This is a genomic window from Streptomyces sp. NPDC101178, assembly GCF_044767965.1.
In the GTDB taxonomy this organism is placed as follows: domain Bacteria; phylum Actinomycetota; class Actinomycetes; order Streptomycetales; family Streptomycetaceae; genus Streptomyces.
On sequence record NZ_JBIWOZ010000013.1, the window covers coordinates 46,270 to 71,287 of the forward strand.

The 25,018-nt window shown below is 70.2% G+C and carries 24 protein-coding genes and 4 pseudogenes; 18 read left to right on the top strand and 10 right to left on the bottom strand.

Features of this window, described 5'->3' with window-relative positions; translation table 11 throughout:
- The first annotated feature begins 104 nt into the window (after window positions 1-104).
- From ACIRR8_RS29450 to ACIRR8_RS29465, 4 genes and pseudogenes are all read left to right on the top strand, one after another.
- The gene (locus ACIRR8_RS29450) at window positions 105-1,367 is read left to right on the top strand and encodes a lipid II:glycine glycyltransferase FemX (protein WP_404070481.1); all 1,263 of its coding nucleotides are present in this window, start codon (window positions 105-107) and stop codon (window positions 1,365-1,367) included.
- A gap of 60 nt (window positions 1,368-1,427) precedes the next feature.
- Window positions 1,428-2,109 (top strand): annotated as a pseudogene (locus tag ACIRR8_RS29455) (response regulator).
- A 20-nt stretch (window positions 2,110-2,129) separates the two neighbouring features.
- Entirely contained in the window at window positions 2,130-3,626 is a 1,497-nt protein-coding gene (locus ACIRR8_RS29460) for an ATP-binding protein (protein WP_404070483.1), read from the top strand.
- Window positions 3,623-4,186, top strand: a complete 564-nt coding sequence (locus ACIRR8_RS29465) for a hypothetical protein (protein ID WP_404070485.1) — start codon at window positions 3,623-3,625, stop codon at window positions 4,184-4,186. Before ACIRR8_RS29460 ends, ACIRR8_RS29465 begins: the two co-directional genes overlap by 4 nt.
- 67 nt (window positions 4,187-4,253) lie before the next feature.
- On the opposite strand, the pseudogene ACIRR8_RS29470 reads toward ACIRR8_RS29465, so the two are convergent.
- Window positions 4,254-4,764 (bottom strand): annotated as a pseudogene (locus ACIRR8_RS29470) (protein phosphatase).
- A 166-nt stretch (window positions 4,765-4,930) separates the two neighbouring features.
- Between ACIRR8_RS29470 and ACIRR8_RS29475 the strand changes: the two are divergent.
- Together ACIRR8_RS29475 and ACIRR8_RS29480 are read left to right on the top strand one after the other, a co-directional pair.
- Window positions 4,931-5,785 (top strand): annotated as a pseudogene (locus ACIRR8_RS29475) (hypothetical protein).
- Between the two features lie 157 nt (window positions 5,786-5,942).
- Window positions 5,943-6,802, top strand: a protein-coding gene (locus ACIRR8_RS29480; RefSeq protein ID WP_404070719.1) for an IS5 family transposase whose coding sequence is annotated in 2 segments (ribosomal slippage) — window positions 5,943-6,314 and window positions 6,317-6,802 — 858 coding nt in all. Because the reading frame shifts where the segments join, the coding sequence is not laid out codon by codon here.
- 11 nt (window positions 6,803-6,813) lie between these two features.
- Here ACIRR8_RS29480 and ACIRR8_RS29485 read toward each other — a convergent pair.
- Both ACIRR8_RS29485 and ACIRR8_RS29490 read right to left on the bottom strand, forming a co-directional pair.
- Window positions 6,814-7,764 carry an IS5 family transposase gene (locus ACIRR8_RS29485; protein ID WP_404070487.1) on the bottom strand — a complete coding sequence of 317 codons (951 nt, stop codon included), beginning with the start codon at window positions 7,762-7,764 and terminating at the stop codon, window positions 6,814-6,816.
- On the bottom strand, window positions 7,703-8,296 hold the full coding sequence (locus ACIRR8_RS29490) for a dihydrofolate reductase family protein (RefSeq protein WP_404070489.1): 594 nt from the start codon (window positions 8,294-8,296) through the stop codon (window positions 7,703-7,705). Before ACIRR8_RS29490 ends, ACIRR8_RS29485 begins: the two co-directional genes overlap by 62 nt.
- Before the next feature lie 69 nt (window positions 8,297-8,365).
- Between ACIRR8_RS29490 and ACIRR8_RS29495 the strand changes: the two genes are divergently transcribed.
- From ACIRR8_RS29495 to ACIRR8_RS29505, 3 genes and pseudogenes are all read left to right on the top strand, one after another.
- Window positions 8,366-8,944, top strand: coding sequence for a TetR family transcriptional regulator (locus ACIRR8_RS29495; protein ID WP_365944093.1), 579 nt, complete (start codon window positions 8,366-8,368; stop codon window positions 8,942-8,944).
- A gap of 373 nt (window positions 8,945-9,317) precedes the next feature.
- Window positions 9,318-9,680 (top strand): annotated as a pseudogene (locus ACIRR8_RS29500) (transposase); the annotation flags it as partial.
- A gap of 522 nt (window positions 9,681-10,202) precedes the next feature.
- Complete coding sequence (locus ACIRR8_RS29505) at window positions 10,203-11,045, top strand: IS5 family transposase (protein ID WP_404070491.1); 843 nt, start codon at window positions 10,203-10,205, stop codon at window positions 11,043-11,045.
- On the opposite strand, the gene ACIRR8_RS29510 is transcribed toward ACIRR8_RS29505, so the two are convergent.
- Complete coding sequence (locus tag ACIRR8_RS29510; protein ID WP_404070493.1) at window positions 11,040-11,438, bottom strand: hypothetical protein; 399 nt, start codon at window positions 11,436-11,438, stop codon at window positions 11,040-11,042. The genes ACIRR8_RS29505 and ACIRR8_RS29510 overlap by 6 nt on opposite strands.
- 123 nt (window positions 11,439-11,561) lie before the next feature.
- On the opposite strand from ACIRR8_RS29510, the gene ACIRR8_RS29515 reads away from it, so the two are divergent.
- The 8 genes from ACIRR8_RS29515 to ACIRR8_RS29550 all read left to right on the top strand — a co-directional run bounded on the left by ACIRR8_RS29515 (window position 11,562) and on the right by ACIRR8_RS29550 (window position 18,453).
- Window positions 11,562-12,239: a site-specific integrase gene (locus tag ACIRR8_RS29515; protein ID WP_404070495.1), complete on the top strand. Its 678-nt coding sequence runs from the start codon at window positions 11,562-11,564 to the stop codon at window positions 12,237-12,239.
- Between the two features lie 110 nt (window positions 12,240-12,349).
- The gene (locus ACIRR8_RS29520; RefSeq protein WP_404070497.1) at window positions 12,350-13,228 is read left to right on the top strand and encodes a HipA family kinase; all 879 of its coding nucleotides are present in this window, start codon (window positions 12,350-12,352) and stop codon (window positions 13,226-13,228) included.
- Window positions 13,225-13,608, top strand: a complete 384-nt coding sequence (locus ACIRR8_RS29525) for a DUF3037 domain-containing protein (protein ID WP_404070499.1) — start codon at window positions 13,225-13,227, stop codon at window positions 13,606-13,608. The genes ACIRR8_RS29520 and ACIRR8_RS29525 overlap by 4 nt, the downstream gene beginning before the upstream one ends.
- Before the next feature lie 205 nt (window positions 13,609-13,813).
- Complete coding sequence (fabG, locus tag ACIRR8_RS29530; RefSeq protein ID WP_015607234.1) at window positions 13,814-14,575, top strand: 3-oxoacyl-ACP reductase FabG; 762 nt, start codon at window positions 13,814-13,816, stop codon at window positions 14,573-14,575.
- A gap of 20 nt (window positions 14,576-14,595) precedes the next feature.
- On the top strand, window positions 14,596-15,351 hold the full coding sequence (locus ACIRR8_RS29535) for an SDR family oxidoreductase (protein ID WP_404070501.1): 756 nt from the start codon (window positions 14,596-14,598) through the stop codon (window positions 15,349-15,351).
- Between the two features lie 118 nt (window positions 15,352-15,469).
- Window positions 15,470-17,050, top strand: coding sequence for an ABC transporter substrate-binding protein (locus ACIRR8_RS29540; RefSeq protein WP_404070503.1), 1,581 nt, complete (start codon window positions 15,470-15,472; stop codon window positions 17,048-17,050).
- A 108-nt stretch (window positions 17,051-17,158) separates the two neighbouring features.
- Window positions 17,159-17,842: a uracil-DNA glycosylase gene (locus ACIRR8_RS29545; RefSeq protein ID WP_404070505.1), complete on the top strand. Its 684-nt coding sequence runs from the start codon at window positions 17,159-17,161 to the stop codon at window positions 17,840-17,842.
- A 110-nt stretch (window positions 17,843-17,952) separates the two neighbouring features.
- Complete coding sequence (locus tag ACIRR8_RS29550; protein WP_404070507.1) at window positions 17,953-18,453, top strand: hypothetical protein; 501 nt, start codon at window positions 17,953-17,955, stop codon at window positions 18,451-18,453.
- A gap of 112 nt (window positions 18,454-18,565) precedes the next feature.
- Here the strand turns inward: ACIRR8_RS29550 and ACIRR8_RS29555 are convergent, their stop codons facing one another.
- The gene (locus ACIRR8_RS29555) at window positions 18,566-19,048 is read right to left on the bottom strand and encodes a hypothetical protein (protein WP_404070509.1); all 483 of its coding nucleotides are present in this window, start codon (window positions 19,046-19,048) and stop codon (window positions 18,566-18,568) included.
- A 109-nt stretch (window positions 19,049-19,157) separates the two neighbouring features.
- Window positions 19,158-19,670, bottom strand: a complete 513-nt coding sequence (locus ACIRR8_RS29560) for a DinB family protein (protein WP_404070511.1) — start codon at window positions 19,668-19,670, stop codon at window positions 19,158-19,160.
- Between the two features lie 140 nt (window positions 19,671-19,810).
- On the opposite strand from ACIRR8_RS29560, the gene ACIRR8_RS29565 reads away from it, so the two are divergent.
- The gene (locus ACIRR8_RS29565; protein ID WP_404070513.1) at window positions 19,811-20,719 is read left to right on the top strand and encodes a Gfo/Idh/MocA family protein; all 909 of its coding nucleotides are present in this window, start codon (window positions 19,811-19,813) and stop codon (window positions 20,717-20,719) included.
- Here ACIRR8_RS29565 and lnt read toward each other — a convergent pair.
- The 4 genes from lnt to ACIRR8_RS29585 all read right to left on the bottom strand — a co-directional run bounded on the left by lnt (window position 20,640) and on the right by ACIRR8_RS29585 (window position 24,998).
- Window positions 20,640-22,388, bottom strand: coding sequence for an apolipoprotein N-acyltransferase (gene lnt, locus ACIRR8_RS29570; RefSeq protein WP_404070515.1), 1,749 nt, complete (start codon window positions 22,386-22,388; stop codon window positions 20,640-20,642). The genes ACIRR8_RS29565 and lnt overlap by 80 nt on opposite strands.
- Before the next feature lie 120 nt (window positions 22,389-22,508).
- Complete coding sequence (locus ACIRR8_RS29575) at window positions 22,509-22,988, bottom strand: nuclear transport factor 2 family protein (protein ID WP_404070517.1); 480 nt, start codon at window positions 22,986-22,988, stop codon at window positions 22,509-22,511.
- A 72-nt stretch (window positions 22,989-23,060) separates the two neighbouring features.
- Window positions 23,061-23,930 (bottom strand): universal stress protein, encoded by an 870-nt coding sequence (locus tag ACIRR8_RS29580; protein ID WP_404070519.1) that lies wholly within the window; start codon window positions 23,928-23,930, stop codon window positions 23,061-23,063.
- A 48-nt stretch (window positions 23,931-23,978) separates the two neighbouring features.
- On the bottom strand, window positions 23,979-24,998 hold the full coding sequence (locus ACIRR8_RS29585) for a ferric reductase-like transmembrane domain-containing protein (RefSeq protein WP_404070521.1): 1,020 nt from the start codon (window positions 24,996-24,998) through the stop codon (window positions 23,979-23,981).
- Window positions 24,999-25,018 lie beyond the last annotated feature (20 nt).

Genomic DNA, 25,018 nt, shown 5'->3' on the forward strand with positions numbered 1-25,018 from the left:
CGCGCGGAGCGCTCATGAACCGCTGTGAGCATCCTCTGCATCCCCGAGAAAGGCCCGGGGAGCCGTCCCCGCGACTGGTGCCGGGGAGAAGGAGAGGCCAGCCCGTGTCAGCGCTGCTCGTGCCGTCGTCGTCCAGCCCCGCACGCCCCAGCCGAAACGCCGGTGGCGACAGGAACCGGGGCGTCGTCCTGCGCCCCATCACCACGCAGACCTACCGCGCGTTCCTCGCCTCCCCGCACGGCGAGGCCCTCGGCGCCGGTTTCCTGCAGTGCCCGTCCTGGGCCGACGTCAAGAAGGGCTGGCGAGCCCAGCTGCTCGGCTGGGGGCCGGACCCTCAGGCGGGCGAACTGACGGGCGTGGCGCTGGTGTTGCTGCGCCAGTTCCCCGGCACCCGTAAGTACTTCGCGTACCTCCCCGAAGGCCCTGTAGCCGACTGGAGCGATCCGGACCTCGACGCCTGGCTCACCCCGCTGCTGGAGCACCTGCGCCGCACCGGCGCCTTCGCCGTACGCATCGGCCCGTCACCCGCCCACCGGCGCTGGAGCGCGGCCCGGCTCAAGCCGCTCACCGGCCCGGGCCGCCGCCTGGGCGACGTCCTCGCCAGTGAGGTCGACCCGCTCGGCACTGCCGTCGCCGAGCGGTTGCGGGCCCGGGGATGGGGCCGCTGCGGCGGCGGCGCGACCGGCACGGACGGAGCCGGCGGCGACGGAGGAGGGGGGACCGGAGGCGGGGGCGGTGACGCCCAGCCCCGCCACGTCTTCCAGGTGCCGCTCGCCGGACGCACGACCGAGGACCTGTGGTCCGGGCTCAACCAGGAGTGGCGCCGCAATGTGCGCCGCGCCAGGAAGGAGGGCGTGGAGGTGGTGGTGGGGAGCGCGGCGGACCTCCCCGAGTTCTGCCGGCTGCTCGCGCTCACCGAGCGGCGCGACGGCTTCCGGCTCGGCCGCTCGCTCACGTACTACGAGCGCCAGTACGCGGCGCTCAACGCTGAGGAACCGGGACGGATGAAGCTGTACCTGGCCCGTCACCAGGGCGAGATCCTGGCCGCCCACACGATGATCACGGTGGGCCGCCGGGCCTGGTACCAGACCGGCGCCTCGGCCGACCATCGCCGCGAGGTCCGGCCCTCCAACGCGTTGCAGTGGCGGATGCTGCTGGACGCCCACGCGGGCGGCGCGGACGTCTACGACATGCGTGGGGTACCCTCCACTCTCGATCCGGCGGAACGTGCGTACGGATTGCTGCGGTGGAAGCTCGGCACCGGGGGACAGGTCGTCGAGACGCTGGGGGAATGGGAGAGGTCCGTGGGCGGCGGCGCCAACCACGCGCTTCACCGTGCCTTCCAGGCGTACTTGAGGCGCCGCTGATCACCGCCCCACCACCGCCCCCACCATCGCCACCTCACCACCCCCCAGGGAGAACCGCCGATGCCCCGCGTGCTCCTCATCGAGGACGACCCCGCCGTACGCGAGGGGGTCGAGCTCGGCCTGCGCCGCCGCGGCCACGACGTGCGGGCGGCCGCGACCGGCGAGGACGGCCTCGCCGCACTGGCCGAGTTCCGCCCCGACCTGCTCCTGCTGGACCTGATGCTGCCCGGGATGAACGGCGTACAGGTCTGCCGTCAGGTCCGCGAGAACAGCCAGCTGCCGATCATCATGCTCACCGCGCGGCGACGACTTCGACGTGGTCATCGGCCTGGAGGCAGGCGCCGACGACTACATCGTCAAGCCCGCCCGCCCCGAGGTGATCGAGGCCCGGATCCGTGCCGTACTGCGCCGCATGGACGACAGCGGACCGGGCCGTCCGGCCATCGACGTGTACGGCGAACTCACCATCGACCGGGGCGGACTGACGGTCAGCAAGGCGGGCCGGCCGCTGTCGCTCGCCCCCTCGGAGCTGAGGCTCCTGCTGCACTTGTCCGCCGCCCCCGAGCAGGTGTTCAGCAGGCAGCAACTCCTGGAGAGCGTCTGGGAGCACACCTTCCACGCCGATGCCCGTCTGGTGGACGCCTGTGTCGCCCGGCTGCGCGGCAAGATCGAGCCCGAGGCCGGAAGCCCTCGCTACGTCCAGACCTTGCGGGGCTTCGGCTACCGCTTCGGCCCGCTGTGACCACCGCCTGGCGTTCATGGATGCTCACCGACCGGCGGCCACGCAGGACCACCGGCCCGCGTTCCCGGATCCGCGCGTTCGGCCTGCGCACACGCCTGCTGGCCGCCTTCCTCCTGGTCGCCGCCGTCAGCGCGGGCACGACGTCCGCGCTGACCTATCGCGAGGCGCGTAACGCGCTGCTGAAGACCACCCAGGACACGGCGGTCGCCACGTTCCGCGAGCAGGTCCAGCAGACGGGCTTCGGCCTGCCCATCCGGGAGGAGGGGCTGGAGGAGTTTCTGCGCGACCTCGCCCGCAAGGGCAAACCGCGCCCCTGGGTGGTGTTCGCCGAATACGGTTCACTCCGCGCCTCCTCCGGCGAGAACCCCGTCTCCACCGTCATCACCCCCCAACTGCGCCGGGCCGCGCTGGCAAACCCGTACGGCGGCTTCGAGCGGGTCGTCAAGGACGGCGTCCCGTACCTGACGATCGCGATGCCCACGGTCTTCAAGACCGGCCCGTACAGCACGCTCCCCAGCGGGCTCGTCCTGTACGCCGTCATGCGGATGACCGACGAGCAGATCAACGTCGACGCCCTCCTCACGGCCGCTCGCGACGGTGCTCTGCCCGGCCTGGCCGTCGCGCTGGTACCCGGCCTGATCGCCGCGCGCAGTGTGTTGCGCCCGGTGCGGGAACTGCGCAGGGCGGCCAGCAGCATGGGCAGCGGCCGACTCGACACCCGGATCGCGGTGCGCGGCAACGACGAATTGGCCGACCTGGCAGCCACGTTCAACGAAACGGCCGCCCAACTGGAGGACTCCGTCAACGAACTACGCGAGGCGGAGGCGCGAGCCCGCCGCTTCGCCTCCGACGTCTCGCACGAACTGCGCACCCCCCTCGCCGGGATGCTCGCCGTGACCGAGGTCCTCGACGAGGACGCGAACCACCTGGACGCCGACACCGCCCGGGCGGTCCGGCTGGTCAGCGCGGAGACCGGAAAGCTCGCTGTGCTCGTCGAGGACCTGATGGAGATCTCCCGGTTCGACGCCCGTGCGGCCGAGCTGAACGCCGACGAGGTGGATGTGGCCGAGGCGATCCGCAAGACCCTCCTGAACCGGCACTGGCACGAGGACGACCGGGTCCACGCCGAACTCCCCGCCGGGATCCGCGTCCGGCTCGACCCGCGCCGCTTCGACGTCGTGATCGCCAACCTGGTCGGCAACGCCCTGAGGCACGGTGGCGCGCCGGTCACGGTGGGCCTGCGCACCGGCGAACGCCCGGCGGGAACACCCGTACTGATAACGGAGGTCACGGACCGGGGCCCCGGCATCCGCGCCGAATCGATCCCGTACATCTTCGACCGCTTCTACAAAGCCGACGCGGCCCGTACCCGCTCGGCGGGCAGCGGCCTGGGGCTGGCGATCACCCAGGAGAACGTACGCCTGCACGGCGGAACGATCCGCGCCGGGAACCGCCCCGACGGCGGCGCGGTCTTTACGGTGGAGATCCCACTCGACACCGGGGAGGCGACCGCATGAGCCGTACCCGGGTGACGTCCCTCGCCGTCGCGGCGGCTTCCGTACCGCTGCTGCTGGCCGGCTGCGGCATCCAGGAGACCGACCCCATCGAGGCCGGCGGCCCCGCGACCGTCGAGGCCTTCTACAACCGCGACGACGACATGATGCTGTTCTTCCGCACCCCCGACGGCGGGCTGAACCCGGTACTCAGGACGGTCAGGCCCTCGGCCGGCTTCGGCGGCGACTACGTCGAGTCGGACCCCGGCAGCACACCCGGCCCGCCCTCCACGGAGAAGACCGTCCTGGCGCTGCTGGCCGGCCCGCGCGAGGTGGACCGGGCCGCCGGCCTGACGACGGCCCTCCCGCCCGCTCGCCCCGGCACTACCGTCACGGTGAAGATGACCCCGGGCGGCACGGTGACGACCGACCTCTCCTTCCCCCTCAAGGCCCTGAGCGCCACCGCCCGCCGCCAGCTGACCTGCACGATCGCCTACAGCCAGGCGGCCGACGGCAAGGTCGTCGTGAAGCTGACGGGCCAGGACGGGGCGTCGAGCTCCGACACCTGCGGACTGGCGCCCTGAGCGCAGGCGGAGAGCGCTCAGCTTGTTCCTTATGGTCTGAGGCCGATCTCCGACCTCCTCCATACGCTCAGGTACCGGTGTCCAGGCCAACCAGGAGAGAGGCGACGTCGAGGCCGGTGGTCAGGTACTCCACGAACATCTGATTACTCAAGGACCAGGGCGACCGCCTTTCCGGATGAGCTGGATCGCCGTCGTTGCGGGCTGGCCCAGCTCGATGAGGGATTGCGCTACCACCAGGCCGGAACGGTTGTAGCCGGCGTTGCAGCGGACCAGAACCGTACGCCCGCGCCGCATAGCGTGGGCCGCGGTATTGGCCAGCTGCTGGACAGCCTGGATCTGCTCGGCAGTGAGCGGGCCATCGGGGATCTCACCGATCAGATGCTCAACCTCCGGCTCAGGGCCATGGTCGGGCTGGGTGAAGAGGCTTATGACCAGGTCAAATTCGGTACCGACGACCGCAGCATGGCTCTGCCCAAGAGCGTCGGTCCACTGATGACCGCCCATCCACAGCCTCGGTGCGACCTCGCTCAGGGAGTCGACGGTTCAGGTGTGCCCCCACGTTTCTGACGCGTCCTCATCCGAGATACCCCTTGAACCAGGCAAAGCGGGACAGGCCACAGCCTCTCCCTCAGCTCGAATGGTCCCTCGAACATGCTCTTTCACGTGAGCATTCTCCGGACAGCGGACCGGCCTCCGCCTGATTCTGTGCTCCGACCAAGAATGCACCGAACCAGAACGAAGGCCATGAGGACGAGCCTGCCGCACCTTGACGAGCCAGGGGAAGCGTTCGCCGAAGCGTCACGCTTCCGGAGCGACCTCTACGCGTGCCTGGACGCGTACCGCGACGAACTGTTCGAGCTCACGGACGCCCTGCTCCGCGCCGACGGACAGGTGATGGCGCCAGTGGAACCGACGCTGCTGCCCGAGCACCGGCGTGGGGACGGAGCGTTGTACGCCGCCCTGAACAACGGCCGTATCGGCACTGCACGGCTGCGGAGGGTGCTGGTCGCTCTGCCGCAGTCCAAAACCGCGGATCGTCGGCTCGTCCTGGACCGACCACGACGCCGAACTGCCCCTCATCGAAGGCACCTTGATCCGTCCGGAGGTCGACCACCTGTCCGGTCGCGGAGAACCCCTGCCCGTCTGGCTGTGGTCCTCGGGGACAGGCATGAATGGTGGCGAGGTGGACCTGCGGTGGCAGGCGTTCCTGCGGAGATTCGATCTGGAACATACCTTCCGGATGATCAAGCAGACCCTCGGCCGGACCCGCCCGAAGCTCCGCACCCCGGAGGCGGCAGACCGCTGGACCTGGCTGGTCGTTACCCCGCACACGCGGCTCCGTCTGGCTCGTCCGCCGGCCCGCAACCTCCGCAGCCCCTGGGAGAAGCCCGCTGAGCCCGGCCGGCTCACCCCGGCCCGCGTCCGGTGGGGGTTTCGGAACCTCCGTGCCCACCTGCCATGCCCGGCCCGTGCACCGAAACCCAACCGGCCCAGCCCCGGCCGCCCGCTCGGCTCGAAGAACCAGCGGCTCGCCACGTCGTGGGCAAGACCGTCAGACGGCCCGAGACCATCATCGAACGCGACCAGGTCAGACCATAAAGCACAAGCTCAGAGGGGTTTTCGCCCGCCTTTGCGACTTTCAGCCGCAACTTGTGGTCAAGATAGCCGCTCACAGAACCGAACGGTGATCGTCTGGCCGGCGACCCAAGTGCCGGTTGCCGACACCGGACCTAGGCCGTTTCGTTTGGATCACCGGATCGTTGGTCCGGGCGTGCCGTTGACTGACGCGCAGTGGGCGCGGATCGAGCCGTTACTTCCCAACCGCACGCCGAAGCGGGGTGGCCGTTGGCGGGATCACCGTGAGGTGATCAATGCGATCGCCTTCAAGTTCCAGACGGGAACGCAGTGGGTGCACCTGCCGGAGAAGTACGGCAACTGGCGAGGCGTCTACAACCGGCTGCGGATGTGGGCCGTCGACGGCACCTGGGAGCGGGTGTTCACCACGCTGATCGCCCAGGCCGACGCGGACGAGAACCTCAACTGGGCCGTGTCGGTGGACTCCACGATCGTGCGCGCTCACCAGCACGCTGCCGGGGCCCGCAAAAAGGGGCCCCGGTCGGCGAGCCGGACGACCACGCCATCGGCCGGTCCCGCGGCGGATTGACCACGAAGATCCATCTCGCCGCCGACGGCAGTTGCCGCCCCCTGGCCTTCCATCTCACCGCCGGACAGGCCGGCGACGCACCCGCATTCGCGCTGGTGATGGCGCGTCTGCGTGTTCCTCGCCGACGCGGACGGCCCCACACCAGGCCGGACGTGGTTCTGGCGGACAAGGCGTATTCCTCACGCGCGATCCGCGTCCACCTTCGCAAGCGCGGGATCCGCGCAGTGATCCTCGTCCCGGCGGACCAGCAGGCCCACCGGCAGCGGCGCGGCAGCCACGGTGGCAGGCCACCAGACTTCGACCGCGGCGCCTACAAGCAGCGCAACACCGTCGAGCGGTGCATCAACCGCCTCAAGCAGTGGCGCGGCATCGCCACCCGCTACGAGAAGACAGCGACCATGTACCTGGCCGGACTCCATATTGCGGGCATCTTCCCCTGGTCCGCCCGCTGAGCCGAAACCGCCTAGGGCCTGTCCGTAATGTCGGTGGGGAGCCAGAGTTGTAGGCAGGCGATGGTGACCAGGGCTTGGTAGTGGCGGGCTCGTTTGTCGTAGCGGGTGGCGAGGGCTCTGTTCTGCTTGAGTTTGTTGAAGCAGCGTTCGACGACGTTGCGGCGCCGGTAGGCGGTGCGGTCGAGGCGGCAGAGTGTCTCGCCGCGTCGTCGGCGTCCGCTGATCTGGTCGGTGCGTTCGGGGATGACACACCCGATGCCGCGTTTTCGCAGGTAGGCGCGGATCTTGCGGGAGCTGTAGCCCTTGTCACCGGCCACCCGGTCGGGCCGGGTGCGGGGCCGGCCGGGCCCGTCCCGCTTGACGGCGATACGGGCCATGACCGGCTCGAACTGCGTGCAGTCGTTCACGTTCCCGCCCGTGATCGTGAAGGCGAGCGGCCGGCCCTGCCCGTCGCAGGCGAGATGGATCTTCGTGCTCAGCCCACCGCAGGACCGGCCCAGTGCCTCACCGGTCCAGGGCCCCCTTTTCGGGCCCCGGCCGCGTGCTGATGGGCCCGCACGACCGTCGAGTCGACACACACATGTCCAGTCGACCTCGCCGACCGCGTCGGAATGCTGCTGGACGTGGGCCAGGATCCGGTCCCAGGTCCCGTCCGCCGACCAACGACGGAACCGTTCGTAGACCGTCTTCCACGGCCCGTACCGCTCCGGCAGGTCCCGCCAGGCAGCCCCTGTGGACAGCTTCCACAGAATCCCGTTGAGGACCTGCCTCCGGTCCCGCACCGGCCGCCCCATCCGAGACGGAGCCAACAACGGCCCGATCACCGCCCAGGCCTGATCAGTCACTTCATGACGACGCACCACGAACGGACCAACGACCCACCGACATTGCGGACACCCCCTAGCGGCGGGTGAGGCGGGTGAAATTGACCCCGTTGGGGAAGGTGGTGCGCTCGGCGACATCGAAGGCGGTGGGGTCAAAGGCGCCGTTGACTACCGAGATTCCAGTACCGGCAATGACCGGGTAGGTCTTGATCAGGAGTTCGTCGAGCTCGGGCAGCAGAGTGCCCGCGAGTCGGCCTCCCCCACAGAGCCAGATGTCCAGGCCGGTGCCCGCCTCGCTCTTGAGCTCGCGGACGAGGGCGAGCGGGTCGCTCGACACGACGGTGACGGCTGGATCGATGTCCGGCTTGAGGGTGCTGGAGACGACGTACTGGCGCAGGTGTGCGTATGGGCTGGTGATCCCGTTGTCGAGGGCGGGCCGGTAGGTGCCGAGGCCCATGATGACGGTGTCAAAACGGCGGTTGGGCGCGTCGGTGACGCCCGCGGCCGCCCGGTAGGCGGTCGGGAGGGTCTCTGGGTACTGCGCGTTCATCCGGGTCGAGTAGGCGGCGGCCTGCTGCTCGCTGCCCTGCGAGAAGAAGTCGAACTCGCCGCCGGGGCCGGCGATGCGGCCGTCGAGCGAGACGCCGACGTAGTAGACGAGCTTTCGCAACGTGGTCCCCCATACGTAGTACTCTAGTTGAAGTGGTTTCAACGTAGTACTACACCTGGAGTGGTGTCAATGGTGAGACGGAACGACCAGCGGCGCGCGGCCCTCGTCGACGCGGCGATCGAGGTGCTGGCCGGCGAAGGTGCGCGAGGGCTGACGTTCCGGGCGGTGGATGCCGAGGCCGCTGTTCCCGCCGGCACGGCGTCCAACTACTTCGCTAGCCGCGACGACCTGCTCACCCAGGCCGGTGCCCGGGTCTATGAGCGGCTCCAGCCCAATGAGGCCACGATCGCGCGTCAGCAGGCGGCTGGCCGGGACCGGGATGCGTACGCGGAGCTGATGCGGGAGCTCGCCGGCCGGGTGGCCGCCTTCCGCGCCGGCTACCTCGCGTTGCTCGAACTTCGCCTTGAGGCCACCCGGCGCCCCGAACTGCGTAAGGTTCTCACCGAACGGGTCCGGGCTGACGTCGCCGCCAATGTTGCCTATCACGAGGCTTCCGGTCTCCCCGGCGACGCCACGGCCGTCAAGCTGCTCATGCTGACGCTGAATTGGATGATCGTTGAGCAGCTCACCCTGCCGGACGTTTTCACGGAGGCAGAGCGCGAACAACTGGTGACGGCCGCAGTGGAGCGCATCGTGGCGGCGGAGTAGCTGACTCGGCCCCAGAATTGACGCCACCTGGCTGCAGTGGAAGCGGACCGGACCGGCCTCGGCATGTACCCGCCTTTGCTCCCCTCCGCTGATCCGAAAGAAACGGCCTAGTCCAGCACTGCAGCGCACCCGACCTGGTTGGTGACGTCGGCCGTGACGTACGAGGTGGAGCCACGGCTACGAGGCGGGTGTCCGACCGAGGTGTGGGTGCGGCGCCAGCATCACCTACGGACACCGTGCCTGCGACCAGATCGCCTCGCCTCCGATTGAGCTAAAAGAGCGTTCTGTCCCGGGGAGGGCGCTTCATTGCAGTTCAGGTGACGGACTGCTTCGTGTCGACTGGGGGTAGTGGACGTGTCGTGTGGCAGATGAGGCAGCCAGCGTCTCCGACAACGCCGGGGGTATCCATCTACTCTCGGACATCGCCGAAGGCCACCCACGCATCACCAAAGCCTGGGCCGACACCGGCTACCGCACCAAGGTCGTCGACCACGGAGCCCCCCTCGGCATCAACGTCGAAGTTACCCGCCGCGACCCTGCCCAGAAGGGCTTCAAGGTGATTCCGCGGCGCTGGGTCGTCGAGCGGACCTTCGGCTGGCTCATGCACCACCGCCGGCTCGCCCGCGACTACGAAACCCACCCCCACCGCTCCGAAGCCATGATCAAGGTAGCCATGGTCGACCTCATAAGCCGACGGCTCACCCGCGAATCGACCCCGAACTGGCGCGAAGCATGACCACTGGTCGCCGCATCATCACGAGCTCGCCGACCTCTGCCGCAACACCCTGAATCGCTGATCCACCAGGTCAACACACTCATGCAGAGCCGGAGTCGGCAGACCGGCACGCTCACGCATCACGGCAATGGCCTGCACATTCCGTCCGGCCGAAACGAGGCCGTCCACCTCCGCCTGCACCTCAACCAAGAGCCGACCCCACAGAGCATTCCCCATACCCGCATTGAACCCCACGGACCGCACCCAGGAGCGATCGCGATCCGCCGCCTTACCAAACACTCCTTCCAGAATAAAACGCTCTCTAAGAGAGCGTTTTGTCCCTATAGGGGTGCTTCATTGCCGTTTAGGTAACGGACCGCTTCAGGTCGACTGGGGCAGTAGACGTGTTTTGCGACAGGTGAGACGAATGACGGCCTTCGAGGGCCCGTTTCGGCCCCTTCGCTCCTGTCTGATCCTAACGCGCCCCCGGTCGCACTGGTTTGCGCCCTGTGGCAGGGCGGCGGCCATCGGTACTACGGAAACATGCCTCGTAAGCAGCGGCCCTATCCGAGTGACCTGTCCGATGCCCGTTGGCAACTGCTGGAACCAACGCTGACAGCCTGGCGGGCCGAGCGAAGAGGGAAGGGCCTGGACATCGGCCGACCGCCCGAACACGATCTGCGCCGGATCATGGACGCCATCCTCTACGTCGACCGGACCGGGATCCCCTGGCGATACCTGCCTCACGACTTCGCCCCATGGGAGTCGGTTTACGGGTACTTCGCCGCCTGGCAGAAGGACGAGGTCTTCGACCAACTCAAAGGTCTCCTGCGGCGACTGGTCCGAGAGGCCGAAGGCCGCGACGCCGAGCCGAGCGCCTGCGTCCTGGACGCCCAGAGCATCAAGACCTCGGCCAATGTGCCCGCGGCCGGCCAGGGCATCGACGCAGGCAAGAAGATCGCGGGCCGCAAACGGCACATCGGCGTCGACACGCTCGGCCTCCTCCTGGCCGTGCTGGTCACAGCCGCCAACGTTTCCGACAACGTCGGCGGCATTCAGGTTCTCTCGAGCATCGCCGCAGACCATCCGCGTATCACGAAGACGTGGGCCGACACGGGCTACCGCACCAAGGTCATCGACCACGGCGCCCGCCTCGGCATCGACGTCGAAATCACCCGCCGCGACCCCGCTCTCAAGGGCTTCAAGGTGATTCCGCGACGCTGGGTCGTCGAGCGGACCTTCGGATGGCTCATGCACCACCGCCGCCTCGCCCGCGACTACGAAACCCACCCCCATCGCTCCGAGGCGATGATCCACCTCGCGATGATCGACCTGATGAGCCGCAGGCTCACCCGAGAGTCGACTCCGAACTGGAAGGACTCATAGCCGCCGGGCCACGGTGACCCGCGCATCCTTACTCCTCATCGACTGCGGCCAGCGGCTATCGATGAGACTCGCCGCTTCCCGACAGGCGCCGCACGCATCTTCCCGTTCCGGCAGCCACAAGTAGTCGGACGGTGACATGCCGGCTTCCTGAATGCCGCACATCGTCTTGTCGAAGATGCCGAACGCGTGGGAGGCACCAGAGGCAAGGCCGTCCGCGACGGCCTTCTCCCAGCGCATCCCCAGGGGCAGATACGGCGGTCGCGAAATCTCGAACCACTCGCCGCCCACATGGGTGGCCGCATGGCACCAGGAACAGGACCAGATCTCCTCTTCCCAGGCCGTCGGTGGCACCGGCCACCGCCACATCAACCGCCCGCACACATCACACTCCACAGGCGGATCCTCACACGCCGGCACGGGCCTACCAAAGCGGCCAACATCGCGCCAGTTATCAAACGCCCTGGCCAGGACAAAACGCTCTCTAAGTCGCCACGGGAGCGGCGCGACGCGTGGCCGATGGACACGGCACTGCGCGTCCGCGACGCCGTCAGCGAGCGGAACAGGATCGCCGTCGTCGTCGGCCCGGGGTGCGGACTCCGCCAGGGGGAGGTCTTCGGGCTCAGTCCCGAGGATATCGATGACGAGCGCGGCCAGCTGCACGTTCGGCGCCAAGTGCAGGCGATTCATGGACGGCTGTACTTCGCCCTGCCGAAGGGAAAGAAGATCCGCACGATGGATCTGCCACCTTCGGTAGCCGCGGAACTCAAGCGTCACATCGAAGCGTTCCCGCCGGTAGAAGTGGAGCTGCCGTGGGGGAAGCCGGAGACAGAGAGGAAGAAGTTCTCCCTGCTGCTCACCACGCGCTTCGGCAACGCCGTAGCGGTGAACACATGGAACCCCTACACCTGGAAGCCCGCCTTGGCCAAGGCGGGCGTCATCCCGCCGCGAGCCGAGGGAGCGAAAGCCTGGCAGTGGGCGGCGTCTCCGAAGGACGACTTCCATGTGCTTCGGCACACCTTCGCCTCGATCATGTCGGTAGCCGGAGAGTCCGTCGTGACCCTGTCTCGGTGGCTCTGGCGCTCCTCGCCTGCGATCACTCTTGGTTACTATGCTCACTTCATGCCGGAGGCCGGCAGCAAGGGGCGCGGCGCCATCGACGGTCTGCTCGGGGAACGTGGGAGATCAGCTTGCTAGCCGAAACCCCCCAGATTCTCTCCAGAGCTTTTGACCCGTGTTCGCGGCCTCTACGCTCCAGAGAAGCATTCCGTTGATTGCAAGGTTGAAGAGATGGGTGGCCTAAAAAGGTGTTGCAAGAGGTCGTAGCGACCCGCTACGTCACGCCCCTGCGTGAGGGTGGCTCGCTCCCGGGGATCGTCGAGGCCGACGACCTCGGTACGTACGTCATGAAGTTCACCGGCGCGGGCCAGGGTCGCAAGACGCTCGTCGCGGAGGTCATCTGCGGCGAGCTGGGCCGCCGGCTCGGGCTGCGGGTGCCGGAGCTGGTGACCATCGAGCTCGACCCGGTCATCGGGCTCGCCGAACCCGACCAGGAGGTGCAGGAGCTGCTCAAGGCGAGTGGTGGACTGAACCTCGGTATGGACTACCTACCGGGCTCGCTCGGCTTCGACCCCCTCGCCTACGAGGTCGGCGCGGCCGAGGCGGGCCGGGTCGTCTGGTTCGACGCGCTGATCAACAACGTCGACCGCTCCTGGCGCAACCCCAACATGCTCGTCTGGCACGGCGACCTCTGGCTCATCGACCACGGCGCCACCATGATCTGGCACCACAACTGGCCGGGCGCCGAGGCCTCGGCCGCGAAGCCGTACAACGCCTCCGACCATGTGCTGGCCCCCTTCGCCCCGGACATCGCCGCCGCTGCCGCCGAGCTCGCCCCGCTGGTCACCGAGGAGCTGCTGACCGAGGTGGCCGCCGAGGTGCCGGACGCCTGGCTGGTGGACGAGCCCGGGTTCTCCTCCACCGAAGAGCTGCGCCGCGCCTATGTGGCGCCGCTGCTGGCGCGGGCCGCCACCATCCATGAGCGGATCACGCTGGACGCGCCGACCGCGAACCGGCCCTCGCAGGCCCCGGGCTGGCTCACCGACCGGCTGCCGCCCCGGCCGCAGCCGTCCTCCGGCGACGGAGCCGCGGCAGCCGCCCGTACCGGCCGGGAGGGTGGCCGATGACGCGCCGCGATGTCTTCGAGTACGCGCTCCTGCGGGTCGTCCCGCGGGTCGAGCGCGGGGAGTGCTTCAACGCCGGGGTGCTCGTCTACTGCCGGGCGCACTCGTTCGTCGCCGCCCGTACGCATCTGGACGAGGCGAAGCTCAAGGCCTTGGACCCGAACGCCGACGTGGTGGGCGTACGGGCCGCCCTGCGCGCGGTCGAAGGGGTCTGCGGCGGCGGTGAAGGGGCCGGTCAGGCGGCCGGCGACGATGCCGGGCGGCGCTTCCGCTGGCTGATCGCGCCGCGCTCCACGGTCGTCCAGCCCGGTGCCGTGCACAGCGGCCTCACCACCGACCCGGCCGGTGAGGTGGAGCGGCTGCTCGACCTGCTGGTGCGCTGAGTTCCGGTACGAGGGGGCCGCCGCCGGGTGTGACGTGCGGCCTCCCGGGCCGTACGCCGTTGACACCGGGTGCCAGGGCTTCTAGCGTCTCGTCTGCTGAAGGTACTAAGCGGTTGCTCAGTCATCGGGGTCTCTCTGCTGGGACTGTCAGGGAGACGCTCCGACGTCCGCTGAGCCGCGATTCCAAGGGCGAGGAGAACCAAGCATGTCCACCACCGAGCAGCGCGTCGCCATCGTGACGGGAGCGGCGCGGGGCATCGGCGCCGCCACCGCCGTACGCCTGGCGGCCGAGGGCCGCGCCGTCGCCGTACTCGACCTCGACGAGGCGGCCTGCAAGGACACCGTCGAGAAGATCACCGCCGCCGGAGGCACCGCGCTCGCGGTCGGCTGCGACGTGTCGGACAGCGCCCAGGTCGAGGCCGCCGTCGCGCGGGTCGCCGCCGAGCTGGGTGCCCCGACGATCCTCGTGAACAACGCGGGCGTGCTCCGCGACAACCTGCTGTTCAAGATGAGCGAGTCCGACTGGGACATCGTGATGAACGTCCACCTCAAGGGCGCGTTCCTGATGGCGAAGGCCGTCCAGGCGCACATGGTGGAGGCCAAGTTCGGCCGGATTGTCTCGCTGTCCTCCTCCTCCGCCCTCGGCAACCGCGGCCAGGCCAACTACTCCGCCGTCAAGGCGGGGCTCCAGGGCCTCACCAAGACGCTCGCCAAGGAGCTCGGCAAGTTCGGCGTCACCGCCAACGCCGTCGCGCCCGGCTTCATCGTCACCGAGATGACCGCGCAGACCGCCGCCCGGGTCGGCATGGGCTTCGAGGAGTTCCAGGCGGCCGCCGCCACCCAGATCCCGGTCCAGCGCGTCGGCCGTCCCGAGGACGTCGCCAACGCCATCGCCTTCTTCGCCGGTGACGACGCCGGCTTCGTCTCCGGCCAGGTCATCTACGTGGCCGGCGGCCCCCTCAACTGACCCGAAGGGCAGCGAACGACATGACGGTGCAGGACAGCGGAAAAGTCGCGCTCATCACGGGCGCGAGCCGGGGCATCGGCTACGGGGTCGCCGAGGCGCTCGTCGCGCGCGGCGACCGGGTGGCCATCACCGGACGGGGCGAGGACGCCCTGAAGGAGGCCGTGGAGCGGCTCGGCGCCGACCGGGTCATCGCCATCCCCGGCAAGGCCCACGACGAGGCCCACCAGGCGGCGGCGGTCGAGCGGACCATGGAGGCGTTCGGCCGGGTCGACTACCTGGTGAACAACGCGGGCACCAACCCGGTCTTCGGCCCCATGGCCGAGCTCGACCTGAACGTGGCCCGCAAGGTCTACGAGACCAACGTGATCTCGGCGCTCGGCTTCGCCCAGCAGACCTGGAAGGCCTGGCAGAAGGAGAACGGCGGGGCGATCGTCAACATCGCCTCCGTCGCCGGCGTCGCGCCCTCGCCGTTCATCGGCGCGTACGGGATGTCGAAGGCGGCCATGATCAACCTGACCGCCCAGCTGGCGCACGAGTTCGCACCGGTCGTCCGGGTCAACGCGATCGCGCCCGCCGTGGTCAAGACCAAGTTCGCCGAGGCGCTCTACGAGGGCCGCGAGGCGGAGGCGGCGGCCGCCTATCCGCTCGGCCGGCTCGGCGTGCCGGAGGACATCGGAGGTGCCGCGGCCTTCCTGACCTCGGCACAGTCGGACTGGATCACCGGGCAGACCCTGGTGGTCGACGGAGGAATTTTCCTCAACGCCGGTGTCGGCTGAGAGCGGCCTGAACCGGTTTGGTCCTGATTGACTCAAGTGCCCCGCTGGGCCGACGGATTGCTCCGGCGGGGCGCTGCGGTATGGTCTGCCGACCCATGGCTGATCGAGGAGCGTGCACGTGTTCTACCGGGCCAGTCTGCAGGCCGCTGCAGCCCTAGCATCCCTTTCTCTGCTGGCAGGCTGCGGTCTTCTCTCCGACAGCGGATCGGAAGAGAACCAGAAGATAACCGTCGGGACGACGAGCTCCCCGTCCACGCTGGACCCCGCGGCGGCCTGGGACGGCTCCTGGGAGCTGATGCGGAACATCTACCAGACCCTGGTCAGCTTCCCCACCGGCAGTACGAGCCCCGAACCGGACGCGGCCGACACCTGCACGTTCACCGACGCCACGAGCATGGCCTACCGGTGCACGCTCAAGAAGAACCTCAAGTTCTCCAACGGCGAGAAGCTCGACGCCGAGGCCGTCAAGTACTCCATCGACCGGGTCGTGGACATCCACTTCAAGGGCGGCCCGGCCGGCATGCTCGGCTCGCTCGACCGGATCGAGACCAAGGGTGACGACACCGTCATCTTCCACCTGAACAAGTCCGACGCCACCTTCCCGTTCATCCTGGCCACGCCCGCCATGTCCCTCGTCGCCCCCGGCGACTACCCGAAGGACAAGATCCGCGACGACGGCAAGATCACCGGCTCCGGGCCCTACCTCCTGGACTCCTACGAGGCCGGTGTCTCCGCCGAGCTGACGAAGAACCCCGACTACAAGGGCTTCGCCAACCGGAAGAACAACGCGGTCACCATCAGGTACTTCGAGAAGTCCAACGAGATGGTGGACGCGCTCAAGACCAAGGAGATCGACGCGACCTACCGCGGTCTGACCGCCGAGGAGGTCGTCGGCCTGGAGGACAAGAAGGAGGGCAACGACGGCCTCCAGATCATCGAGACCACCGGCGCCGACATCCGCTTCCTGGTCTTCAACCCGAAGGACCCGGCCTCCGCCAAGCCCGCCGTCCGCAAGGCCATCGCGCACATCGTGGACCGCGACGCCCTGGTCGCCAAGGTCTACCGGGGCACCGCCGAGCCCCTCTACTCGATGATCCCCAAGGGCATCTCCGGGCACACCACCAGCTTCTTCGACACCTTCGGCGACCCGGACGTGAAGAAGGCCAAGGAGATCCTCACCGAGGCCGGGATCACCGAGCCGGTGAAGATGACCTTCTGGTACACCTCCGACCGGTACGGCTCCTCCACGCAGCCCGAGTTCGAGGAGCTGGAGCGACAGCTGGAGAAGTCGGGCCTCTTCGAGATCACGCTGGAGAGCGCGCCCTGGAAGACCTTCCAGGAAGGCTTCACGCAGGGCGACTACCCGGTCTTCGGCCGTGGCTGGTTCCCGGACTTCCCGGACCCGGACAACTTCATCGCCCCGTTCGTCGGCGAGGAGAGCGTCACCGGAACCCCGTACCGCAACAAGGAGATCACCCAGCAGCTGATCCCCGCCACGCGGCAGGAGAGCGACCGGGGCGCGGTCAGCAAGCAGTTCGAGCGGGCCCAGCAGATCCTCGTCGACGACGTCCGGCTGCTGCCGCTCTGGCAGGGCAAGCTGTACGTCGCCTCCGGCGAGGACATCGGCGGCGGCGAGCGCGCGCTCGACCCGCAGACCGTCATGCAGATGTGGGAGCTGTACCGCAAGGCGAGCTGGTAGCAGGTAGCAGGTGTACGGGCCCGGGGAGTTCACCTCCCCGGGCCCGTTGTCAGTGGCGGGCGGTAGGTTCGGGGATCAAGAACCTGTTGCTCACCGGAGGTTGTGGACGTGACCGATATCGACCTGCTGCCCGAGTCCTGGCGCGGCGTCCTCGGCGAAGAACTGCAGAAGCCGTACGTCAAGGAGCTGGCGGACTTCGTCGAGGAGGAGCGGGCCAAGGGGCCTGTCTATCCGCCGCGCGAGCAGGTCTTCGCCGCCCTGGACGCCACACCGTACGAGAAGGTCAAGGTCCTCGTCCTCGGCCAGGACCCGTACCACGGGGAGGGCCAGGGACACGGGCTCTGCTTCTCCGTGCGGCCCGGCGTGAAGACGCCGCCCTCCCTGCGCAACATCTACAAGGAGATGCAGCAGGAGCTCGGCCTGCCGATCCCGGACAACGGCTATCTGATGCCGTGGGCCGAGCAGGGTGTCCTCCTGCTCAACGCGGTGCTCACCGTGCGCGCCGGCGAGGCCAACTCCCACAAGGGCAAGGGCTGGGAGAAGATCACCGACGCGGTGATCCGCGCCGTCGCCGACCGGCCCGACCCGGCCGTCTTCGTCCTCTGGGGCAACTACGCGCAGAAGAAGCTCCCGCTGATCGACGAGGAGCGCCATGTCGTGGTCAAGGGCGCCCACCCCTCGCCGCTCTCCGCGAAGAAGTTCTTCGGCTCCCGGCCCTTCACACAGATCGACGAGGCCGTCGCCGCCCAGGGCCACCAGCCGATCGACTGGCGCATCCCGAACCTCGCCTGAGGCCCGACCGGGCCGGGGAGCCCGTGCCTGAGCGGTATTGACCGGGACCGGCGCTAGCGTCGGGAAGGACCGGGACCGCGACCGGCCGGGACGGGCCTAAGGAGACCGCAGTGGTGGAGCAGCAGGAGGCGTCCGAGGACGCCGTCATGACCAGGATCGGCCAGGCGGTCATGCTGCTCCACGGCGGTGACCGGGAGGAGGCCCGCAACCGCTTCGGCCTCCTCTGGTCGGAGCTCGGCGCCGACGGCGACGCCCTGCACCGCTGCACCCTGGCGCACTACATGGCCGACACCCAGGACGACCCCGGGGACGAGCTGGCGTGGGACCTGCGGGCACTGACGGCCGCCGAGGGGCTGAGTGGTGACCGGCCCGACGGGCACCGGGACTCGCTGGCGGTCCAGGCGCTCTGCCCTTCGCTCCACCTCAACCTGGCGGCGGACTACCTGAAGCTCCAGCGCCCCGACGCGGCCCGCATCCACCTGCGCCAGGCCCGTGACGCGGCGGACCGGCTGGACGGTGGCGGGAGCGGGGCGCAGGGCGCGTACAGCGGTCACGACGGGGGAGTGCGGGCGGCCATCGAGCGGCTGGAACTGCGGATGCGGGGGATGTGAGGGCTCCGGGGGCGCCGGGCCGGCCTGTGGGCCGAGGGGGGGGCGGGGCGGGCTGTGAGGCCGGGGGTGCCGGGGCGGGCAGGAGGCTTGCCGTCCCGGTTCCCGTCGGCTCTCACCGGCCGTACGTGTCCTCGCAGATCCTGGCCTCTGTGCTGCCCGCCGGCCAACCGCCGTACCCCCGGCCGAGCGCACACACATCGTGCGGGCCGCCGCCCCGGGCCTGTGGCAGGAGAGGCAGCACACCGCGCGGGACGCCGGGGAGTTGCCGGGGCGGTGTCCGGCCCGGCGGTGGCGTGGTCCGCTCCGGTGGCCGGGGCTCCGGCACGGGCTCGGCCCGGCGGACCTGCGGGGGCGCGGCGGAAGGAGGCGCGGCAGAGGCGGCCCGGCCCGGTGACGGGCCCGGCTCCACGACGGCCTCCAGCGCCTCGCGGCCTGGCGGCTGCACGACCTGCGGGAACACATCCTGGGCCGGCCCGCCGCGCTCCACCGTCACAGGCCGGTGCGGGTCCCCCTGCGGGGCGACCGTCACGCACCCGGAGACGGCGGTCACGGCCACCCCGACCAGGAGTTTCGTGGTGAATCTGGTTCGCTGCACGCGGTAACTCTGCGGTGCGGGCGACCGGCGCGGCAGCCCGTGGGCGAGGAATGGCCCGCACGAGTGACCCGGTCAGCACAGCGCCACAGGGGGCGGACAGCCGGAACGGTCAGTCGCCCGTCGCGCCGTCGATACGCTCCCGCACCAGGTCGGCGTGGCCGTTGTGCCGGGCGTACTCCTCGATCATGTGCGTGTAGATCCAGCGCAGGCTGAACGGCCGGCCCGCCGAGCCGACGCCCTGCGAGAACTCGTCCAGCCCGTACCCGGCGGCGCTCTTGCGGGCCGCCGCTGTCTCCGCCCGCCATGCCGCCTCGGTATCGGCCCACGTGGTGGACTCCGTGACCTTGAAGTCCCCGTCCGGGTCCTCCTCGGTGGAGTAGAGATCTGCCAGCTCCTCGCCCGCCAGGATCTCGCGGAACCAATAGCGCTCCACCTCGGCCAGGTGCCGTACGAGGCCGAGCAGGGTGAGCGCGGAGGGCGGCACGGACGCCTCGCGCAGCTGGGCGTCCGTGAGCCCCTCGCACTTCATCGCGAGCGTCTCGCGGTGGTAGTCCAGCCAGCCCTCCAGCATGGGGCGTTCGGCTGCGTCGAGGGCGGGTTCGGATCGTTCTGCGGAAGTCATCCGGTCATCCTGGACCGTGATCACGATCCTGGCCAGGCATTTCTTTCCCGACCGGTCGCCGGAAGCGGCATGGCGGCGGCCCCGTATGCTGCCGGGCAACGGAACTTTCGGAACGTCTGCACGGCGAGAGGGAGACCCCTGTGAAGGTCGGTTGCATCGGGCTCGGCGACATCGCGCAGAAGGCGTACCTGCCGGTGCTGAGCGCCGTCCCAGGGGTCGAGCTGCACCTTCAGACCCGTACGCCGGCCACGCTCGACGCGGTCGGCGACACCCACCGCATCCCGGCCGGCGCCCGCCACGCGACCCTGGACGCGCTGCTCGCCGAAGGGCTCGACGCGGCCTTCGTGCACGCCCCGACCGCCGTCCACCCGGAGATCGTGGAGCGGCTCCTCGACGCCGGGATCGCCACCTATGTCGACAAGCCGATCGCGTACGAGTACGCCGCGTCCGAGCGGCTGGTGAACCTCGCGGAGGAGCGCGGCGTCAGCCTGGCCGTCGGCTTCAACCGACGTTTCGCGCCGGGCTACTCCCAGTGCGCCGAGCACCCGCGCGAGCTGATCCTGATGCAGAAGAACCGCGTCGGCCTGCCCGAGGATCCCCGCACGCTGGTGCTCGACGACTTCATCCATGTCGTCGACACCCTGCGCTTCCTGGTTCCCGGACCCGTCGACCACACCACCGTGCGCGCCCGGATCCTCGACGGGCTGATGCACCACGTGGTGCTCCAGCTCTCCGGCGACGGCTTCACCGCGATCGGGATGATGAACCGGCTGAACGGCTCCACCGAGGAGATCCTGGAGGTCTCCGGCCGGGACACCAAGCGCCAGGTCCTCAACCTCGCCGACATCGTCGACCACAAGGGCCGGCCCTCCGTGCGCCGGCGCGGTGACTGGGTGCCGGTGGCCCGGCAGCGCGGCATCGAGGCGTGCGTCCACGCCTTCCTGGACGCGGTCCGCGCGGGCGAGGTGCTCAGTGCCCGGGACGCTCTGGCGACCCATGAGCTGTGCGAGCGGATCGTCCGGGACTCCCTGGAGCAGGCTTCCTCCTGAGCGCCCGCACCCCTTCGGCGGCGCACAGGGCGGCCAGCGCCGCCAGCGCCCCGTACACGGCCCAGTCGCCGAAGCGGGTGTAGAGCGTGGTACCGCGGGTCAGCGGTACGTCGTACACGGCCGCGGCGCTCACGTCCGTACCGAGCGGCTGCCCGATCCGCTCGCCGCGCGGCCCGTACACGGCGCTGATCCCGGTGAGCGTCGCGTGGACCATGGGCCGGCCGTTCTCGGCGGCCCGCAGCGCCCCCAGCGAGGCGTGCTGGGCCGGGGCCCAGCTCTGCTGGAAGGTGGAGGTGGCGGACTGCGCGACGAGGATCTGGGCGCCGTCGCGGGTCAGCCGCCGGCTCATGTCGGGGAACGCGGACTCGAAGCAGACGAGCGGTCCGATCCGCAGCCGCCGGTCGCCGTCGGGCAGGGCCATCACCACCTGCCGGTCGCCGCGCAGCCGGTCCTCGCCCGCCGCCTTGCCGACCGAGGTGGCCCAGCCGAGCAGCGAGCGCGCCGGGACGTACTCGCCGAACGGCACCAGCCGCATCTTGTCGTACCGGTCGCCGGTCGGCCCGTCCGGTCCCACGAGCACCGCCGACTTGAAGATCCCGCTCCGGCCGGAACCGTCCGTCTGCCGGGCGTCCACGTTGACCAGCAGATCGGCCCCGGTCTCCCGGGAGAGCGCCGCCAGGCGCCGAGCGGTCTCCGGGTCCTGCCAGGCGCCCGCGCCGATGCTGCTCTCGCCCCAGACGACGAGGTCGACGTCCCGGCCCGCGACCGTACGGGTCAGCTCCTCGCCCCGGGCCAGGCGCCGCTCGACGCTGTCCCGGCCGGCGATGACACCCGGCTGTACGACGGCGATCCTGGCCGTCCCGGCGGCGGCGGGCCGCGGCGCCCAGGCCCACGCCCCGGTCACGGCCAGGACGCAGACGACCAGCAGCACTCCGGCCGTCGTCCGGGCGGAGGCGCGCGCGGTCGTGACCAGCACCAGTGCCGTGTTGACGGCCACCACCAGCAGGCTCACCAGCCATACCCCGCCCACCGACGCCACCCGCAACGCCGGGCCCACCTCCCACTGACTCGCCCCGAGCAGCCCCCACGGCCCACCCAGCCCCTCCCAGGAGCGGACCAGCTCGATCACCAGCCACCCCGAGGGCACAGCCACCACCGCGGCGGCGGCCCGCAGCGGGGAGGGCGCACCGCCGAGCAGTCGTCCGGCCAGTACGCCCCACGGTGCCCACAGCAGACCGAGCAGCGCGGCCAGCAGCACGATGAAGACGTGCAGGCTCGGCACCAACCAGTGGTGCACGGCGATGACGAAGCCGATGCCGCCGATCCAGCCGTCCAGCGCCGCCCTCCGTGCCGTCGCCGCCGAGCGGATCAGGAGCAGCCAGGGGACGAGTGCGACATAGGCCAGCCACCAGAGCGAGGGCGCGGGAAACGCGAGCGCGGGCAGTGCCCCGGCGAGCAGCGCGGCGACTCCCCGGAGCCAGCCGGAAGCGGGAAGCGACGGGCGGACGGGCGGCCCTCCGCCCGGTGGCCGACCGTCGGACGCCGGGTCCCTTGGGGGCGGCTGCCCGTCGGACGCCGAGCCTTCGCCCGGCGGCTGTCCGCCGGACGCCGAGCCCTCGCCCGGCGGCTGTCCGTCGGACGCCGGAACCCCTCCGCCCCGCATCCGCATGCCGTGCCCTCCTCGTCCCACCGGGGTGAGCAGCCGCGTGGTCTGCCAGGTCAGCTCTGTACCCAGTGTGGGGGAGGTGATCCCCACGGGACACCGGAGACCCCCGGCCGGGGGTCTGGTTCAGGCCGGGCCGGGAGTGCGGCGCCACCTCTCGTGGACGGTGACCGTACGGATCCGCCAGCCCGGTTCCGTACGGTGCAGCTCGAAGGTGTACCGCCCGCCGGAGACGAAGTCCGGCGCGGTGTCACCCGTGCCGTAGGCCTCTCCCTCGCGCGCCAGGCGCATCGGGTTGAGGTAGTCGGCCCGCACCTGGGCCCGGTCGCCCGGGTAGCCGCCGAGGTCCTGGAGGTCGATGCGCCGGTTCACGATCAGGTGCTGGCGGATCGGGAAGAGGCGCATCGTCCCGGTGAGCCACCGCGCTATCTCGCCCGCCGGGCCCTCCACGCCGCCCGCGCCCGTGTAGTCCGCACGGCCGTCCGGCGTGAACAGGGCCTCGTACGCGGACCAGTCGCCGTCGTCCACGGTCACGGCGTACCCGGTGATCACATCATCGATGGCGAGCCGGTCCATCACGGTCGCGAGTGCCACACGCTGTGTCATCGGTCAAGTCTCGGTCAAGCCGCCCGCCACGCCAAGGGGCCTGCGCGGGCGGGCAGCTGACCGCCCGCCCGGTCAGCAGGGCACCACCGCGACCGGACCCAGCGCATGCGTGACCGTCGTCTGCGCCACCGGCGAGAGGCCGAGACCGAGCGACTCCCCGCCCTTGCGGCGGCCGACCACCGTCAGCGCCGCCGTGGCGGAGGCGGTGACCAGGGTGCGTGAGGCGGACCCGTTGACCGGCTCCCGTACGACCTCCACCTGCGGGTACCGCTCCTCCCAGCCGGCGGTCACCTCCGACAGGCTCCGCTCGGCCGAGCCCGCCGCGCTCTCCCGGTCGAAGACGGGCCCGCCCGAGAGCATCGAGGAGAACATCGTCCAGCCGTGCACGATCCGCAGCCGCGCACCCGGCCGGGCGGCCGCGGTGGCGAAGGCGAACTCCAGGACGGCCTCGCTGCTCTCGTCGGCGGCCACGCCCGCCACGATGTCGGTGCAGGCCGCCCCGTGGTCCTGCGGCCGGTCGTCCTCCTCCGAGCCGCTGTCCTGCACGATGACGACGGGACAGCTGGCCATCGACGCGGTCGCCAGGCTGTTGGATCCGATCATCAGCGACCGGAAGCCGCCGAGCCCCCGCGAGCCGACCACGACCAGCGACGCGTCCCGGGCCAGCGAGACCAGGGCGGCGGCCGGGAAGTCCAGCGGGGCCAGGGTCGCGGGGCGCAGCGCCGGAGCGATCAGCTCGGTCCGGCGTACGGACGCGGCGAGGAGCTCGTCCGCCTCGCGCTGCCGGGTCTCCTCGTCGACGTTCCGGGTGAGCGGCATGACGTGGACGATCAGCAGCGGGAGCCCGCGCCGCACGGCCTCCCGCGCGGCCCAGTCGAGCGCCTGCCGGCTGTGGGTGGAGCCGTCGACGGCGGCGATCACGGGAAGATCATGGGTGGTCATGGACCCGAGCGTACGTCGCCGGGCCCACGCGGCCGGCGAGGGCGCCGGTCAGTCGTGGTTGTGGGTGGAGGAGGTGTCGTCCGGCGGCACGCTCCGCCCGCCGTCGTTGCCGCTGACCACCACCACGACCAGCGCCACCATGACCCCGACCACCGCGAGGCGGCCGCCGAGGCGCAGCGCCCACCCGGTCCGCGAGGCGGTGGCACCGGGCGAGAGGGGCAGCTTCTCGGAGCGGCGGGCCGGGCGCAGCAGGCGGACGAGCAGCAGCGCGGCGATCGGCAGCTGGAGGAGCCAGACGCTGGTGCGGAACCAGCCGTCGTACCAGACGTTCGTCCCGTACAGCAGGGTGTGCCAGACGCTCAGCACGTAGACCACGATCACGAACCGGTGCAGGACCCGCCAGGTCTTCGGGCCGATGCGGTGGCGTACGTAGAAGAGGAGGCCGAGCGGTATCGCGAGGTACAACGCCGCCTGGCCGATCGGGATGGCGATCTGGCCGGTGCCCGAGGTGTAGCCGCCGGGGACGAACGTCTCGATGAAGGCGGTCGTCAGCGCGGAGTTCCACGAAGCGGTGGAGTGGCGCACCAACTCGGCTCCGAACAGCAGGGCGTGAGCGGTGATCAGCGCGATGGTGTTGAGGCTCGTGGTGCGGTGCAGGCGCTCCAGGCGTGGGCCCGAGAGTGGCAGGCGAGAGGGGCGCCGGCCGGAGAGCAGGAGGCCGAGGATCACCGTTCCCCACGCCCAGAGCAGCGCGGACCAGCCGAACGCCTGGCTCAGGAAGTACATCCAGAAGCCGCCCGCGTCGGCCATGAACGGCATCACGGAGACCGTGGAGGAGGTCTTGTTGCGGATGCGTACGTAGAGGAGGACGAAGACGGCCGCCGTCACCAGGAGCGCCACCAGACCGTCGGGCCAGGAGGCGCGCAGGTCCGAGCGGAGGGTGGTGCGCTGGGTCGGCCGCGGCGTTCGGGGGCCGGGGAGTCGAGGGTCCGGCGCGGTGATCTCGGAGGAGTCCGCGGGGAGTTCGGAGGCCGCTGCCGGTTCGGGTGCGGGGGGCTGGTTCGTCATGCGGCCTCTTCGGGGGGCGT

Coding starts and splice junctions, on each gene's coding strand:
- fabG (WP_015607234.1), top strand. CDS start 13,814: ATGTCCACCACCGAGCAGCGCGTCGCCATCGTGACGGGAGCGGCGCGG.
- ACIRR8_RS29465 (WP_404070485.1), top strand. CDS start 3,623: ATGAGCCGTACCCGGGTGACGTCCCTCGCCGTCGCGGCGGCTTCCGTA.
- ACIRR8_RS29495 (WP_365944093.1), top strand. CDS start 8,366: ATGGTGAGACGGAACGACCAGCGGCGCGCGGCCCTCGTCGACGCGGCG.
- lnt (WP_404070515.1), bottom strand. CDS start 22,388: ATGCGGATGCGGGGCGGAGGGGTTCCGGCGTCCGACGGACAGCCGCCG.
- ACIRR8_RS29525 (WP_404070499.1), top strand. CDS start 13,225: ATGACGCGCCGCGATGTCTTCGAGTACGCGCTCCTGCGGGTCGTCCCG.
- ACIRR8_RS29515 (WP_404070495.1), top strand. CDS start 11,562: ATGGACACGGCACTGCGCGTCCGCGACGCCGTCAGCGAGCGGAACAGG.
- ACIRR8_RS29460 (WP_404070483.1), top strand. CDS start 2,130: ATGCTCACCGACCGGCGGCCACGCAGGACCACCGGCCCGCGTTCCCGG.
- ACIRR8_RS29585 (WP_404070521.1), bottom strand. CDS start 24,998: ATGACGAACCAGCCCCCCGCACCCGAACCGGCAGCGGCCTCCGAACTC.
- ACIRR8_RS29580 (WP_404070519.1), bottom strand. CDS start 23,930: ATGACCACCCATGATCTTCCCGTGATCGCCGCCGTCGACGGCTCCACC.
- ACIRR8_RS29535 (WP_404070501.1), top strand. CDS start 14,596: ATGACGGTGCAGGACAGCGGAAAAGTCGCGCTCATCACGGGCGCGAGC.
- ACIRR8_RS29505 (WP_404070491.1), top strand. CDS start 10,203: ATGCCTCGTAAGCAGCGGCCCTATCCGAGTGACCTGTCCGATGCCCGT.
- ACIRR8_RS29575 (WP_404070517.1), bottom strand. CDS start 22,988: ATGACACAGCGTGTGGCACTCGCGACCGTGATGGACCGGCTCGCCATC.
- ACIRR8_RS29560 (WP_404070511.1), bottom strand. CDS start 19,670: ATGACTTCCGCAGAACGATCCGAACCCGCCCTCGACGCAGCCGAACGC.
- ACIRR8_RS29485 (WP_404070487.1), bottom strand. CDS start 7,764: ATGTCGCCGAGCGCACCACCTTCCCCAACGGGGTCAATTTCACCCGCC.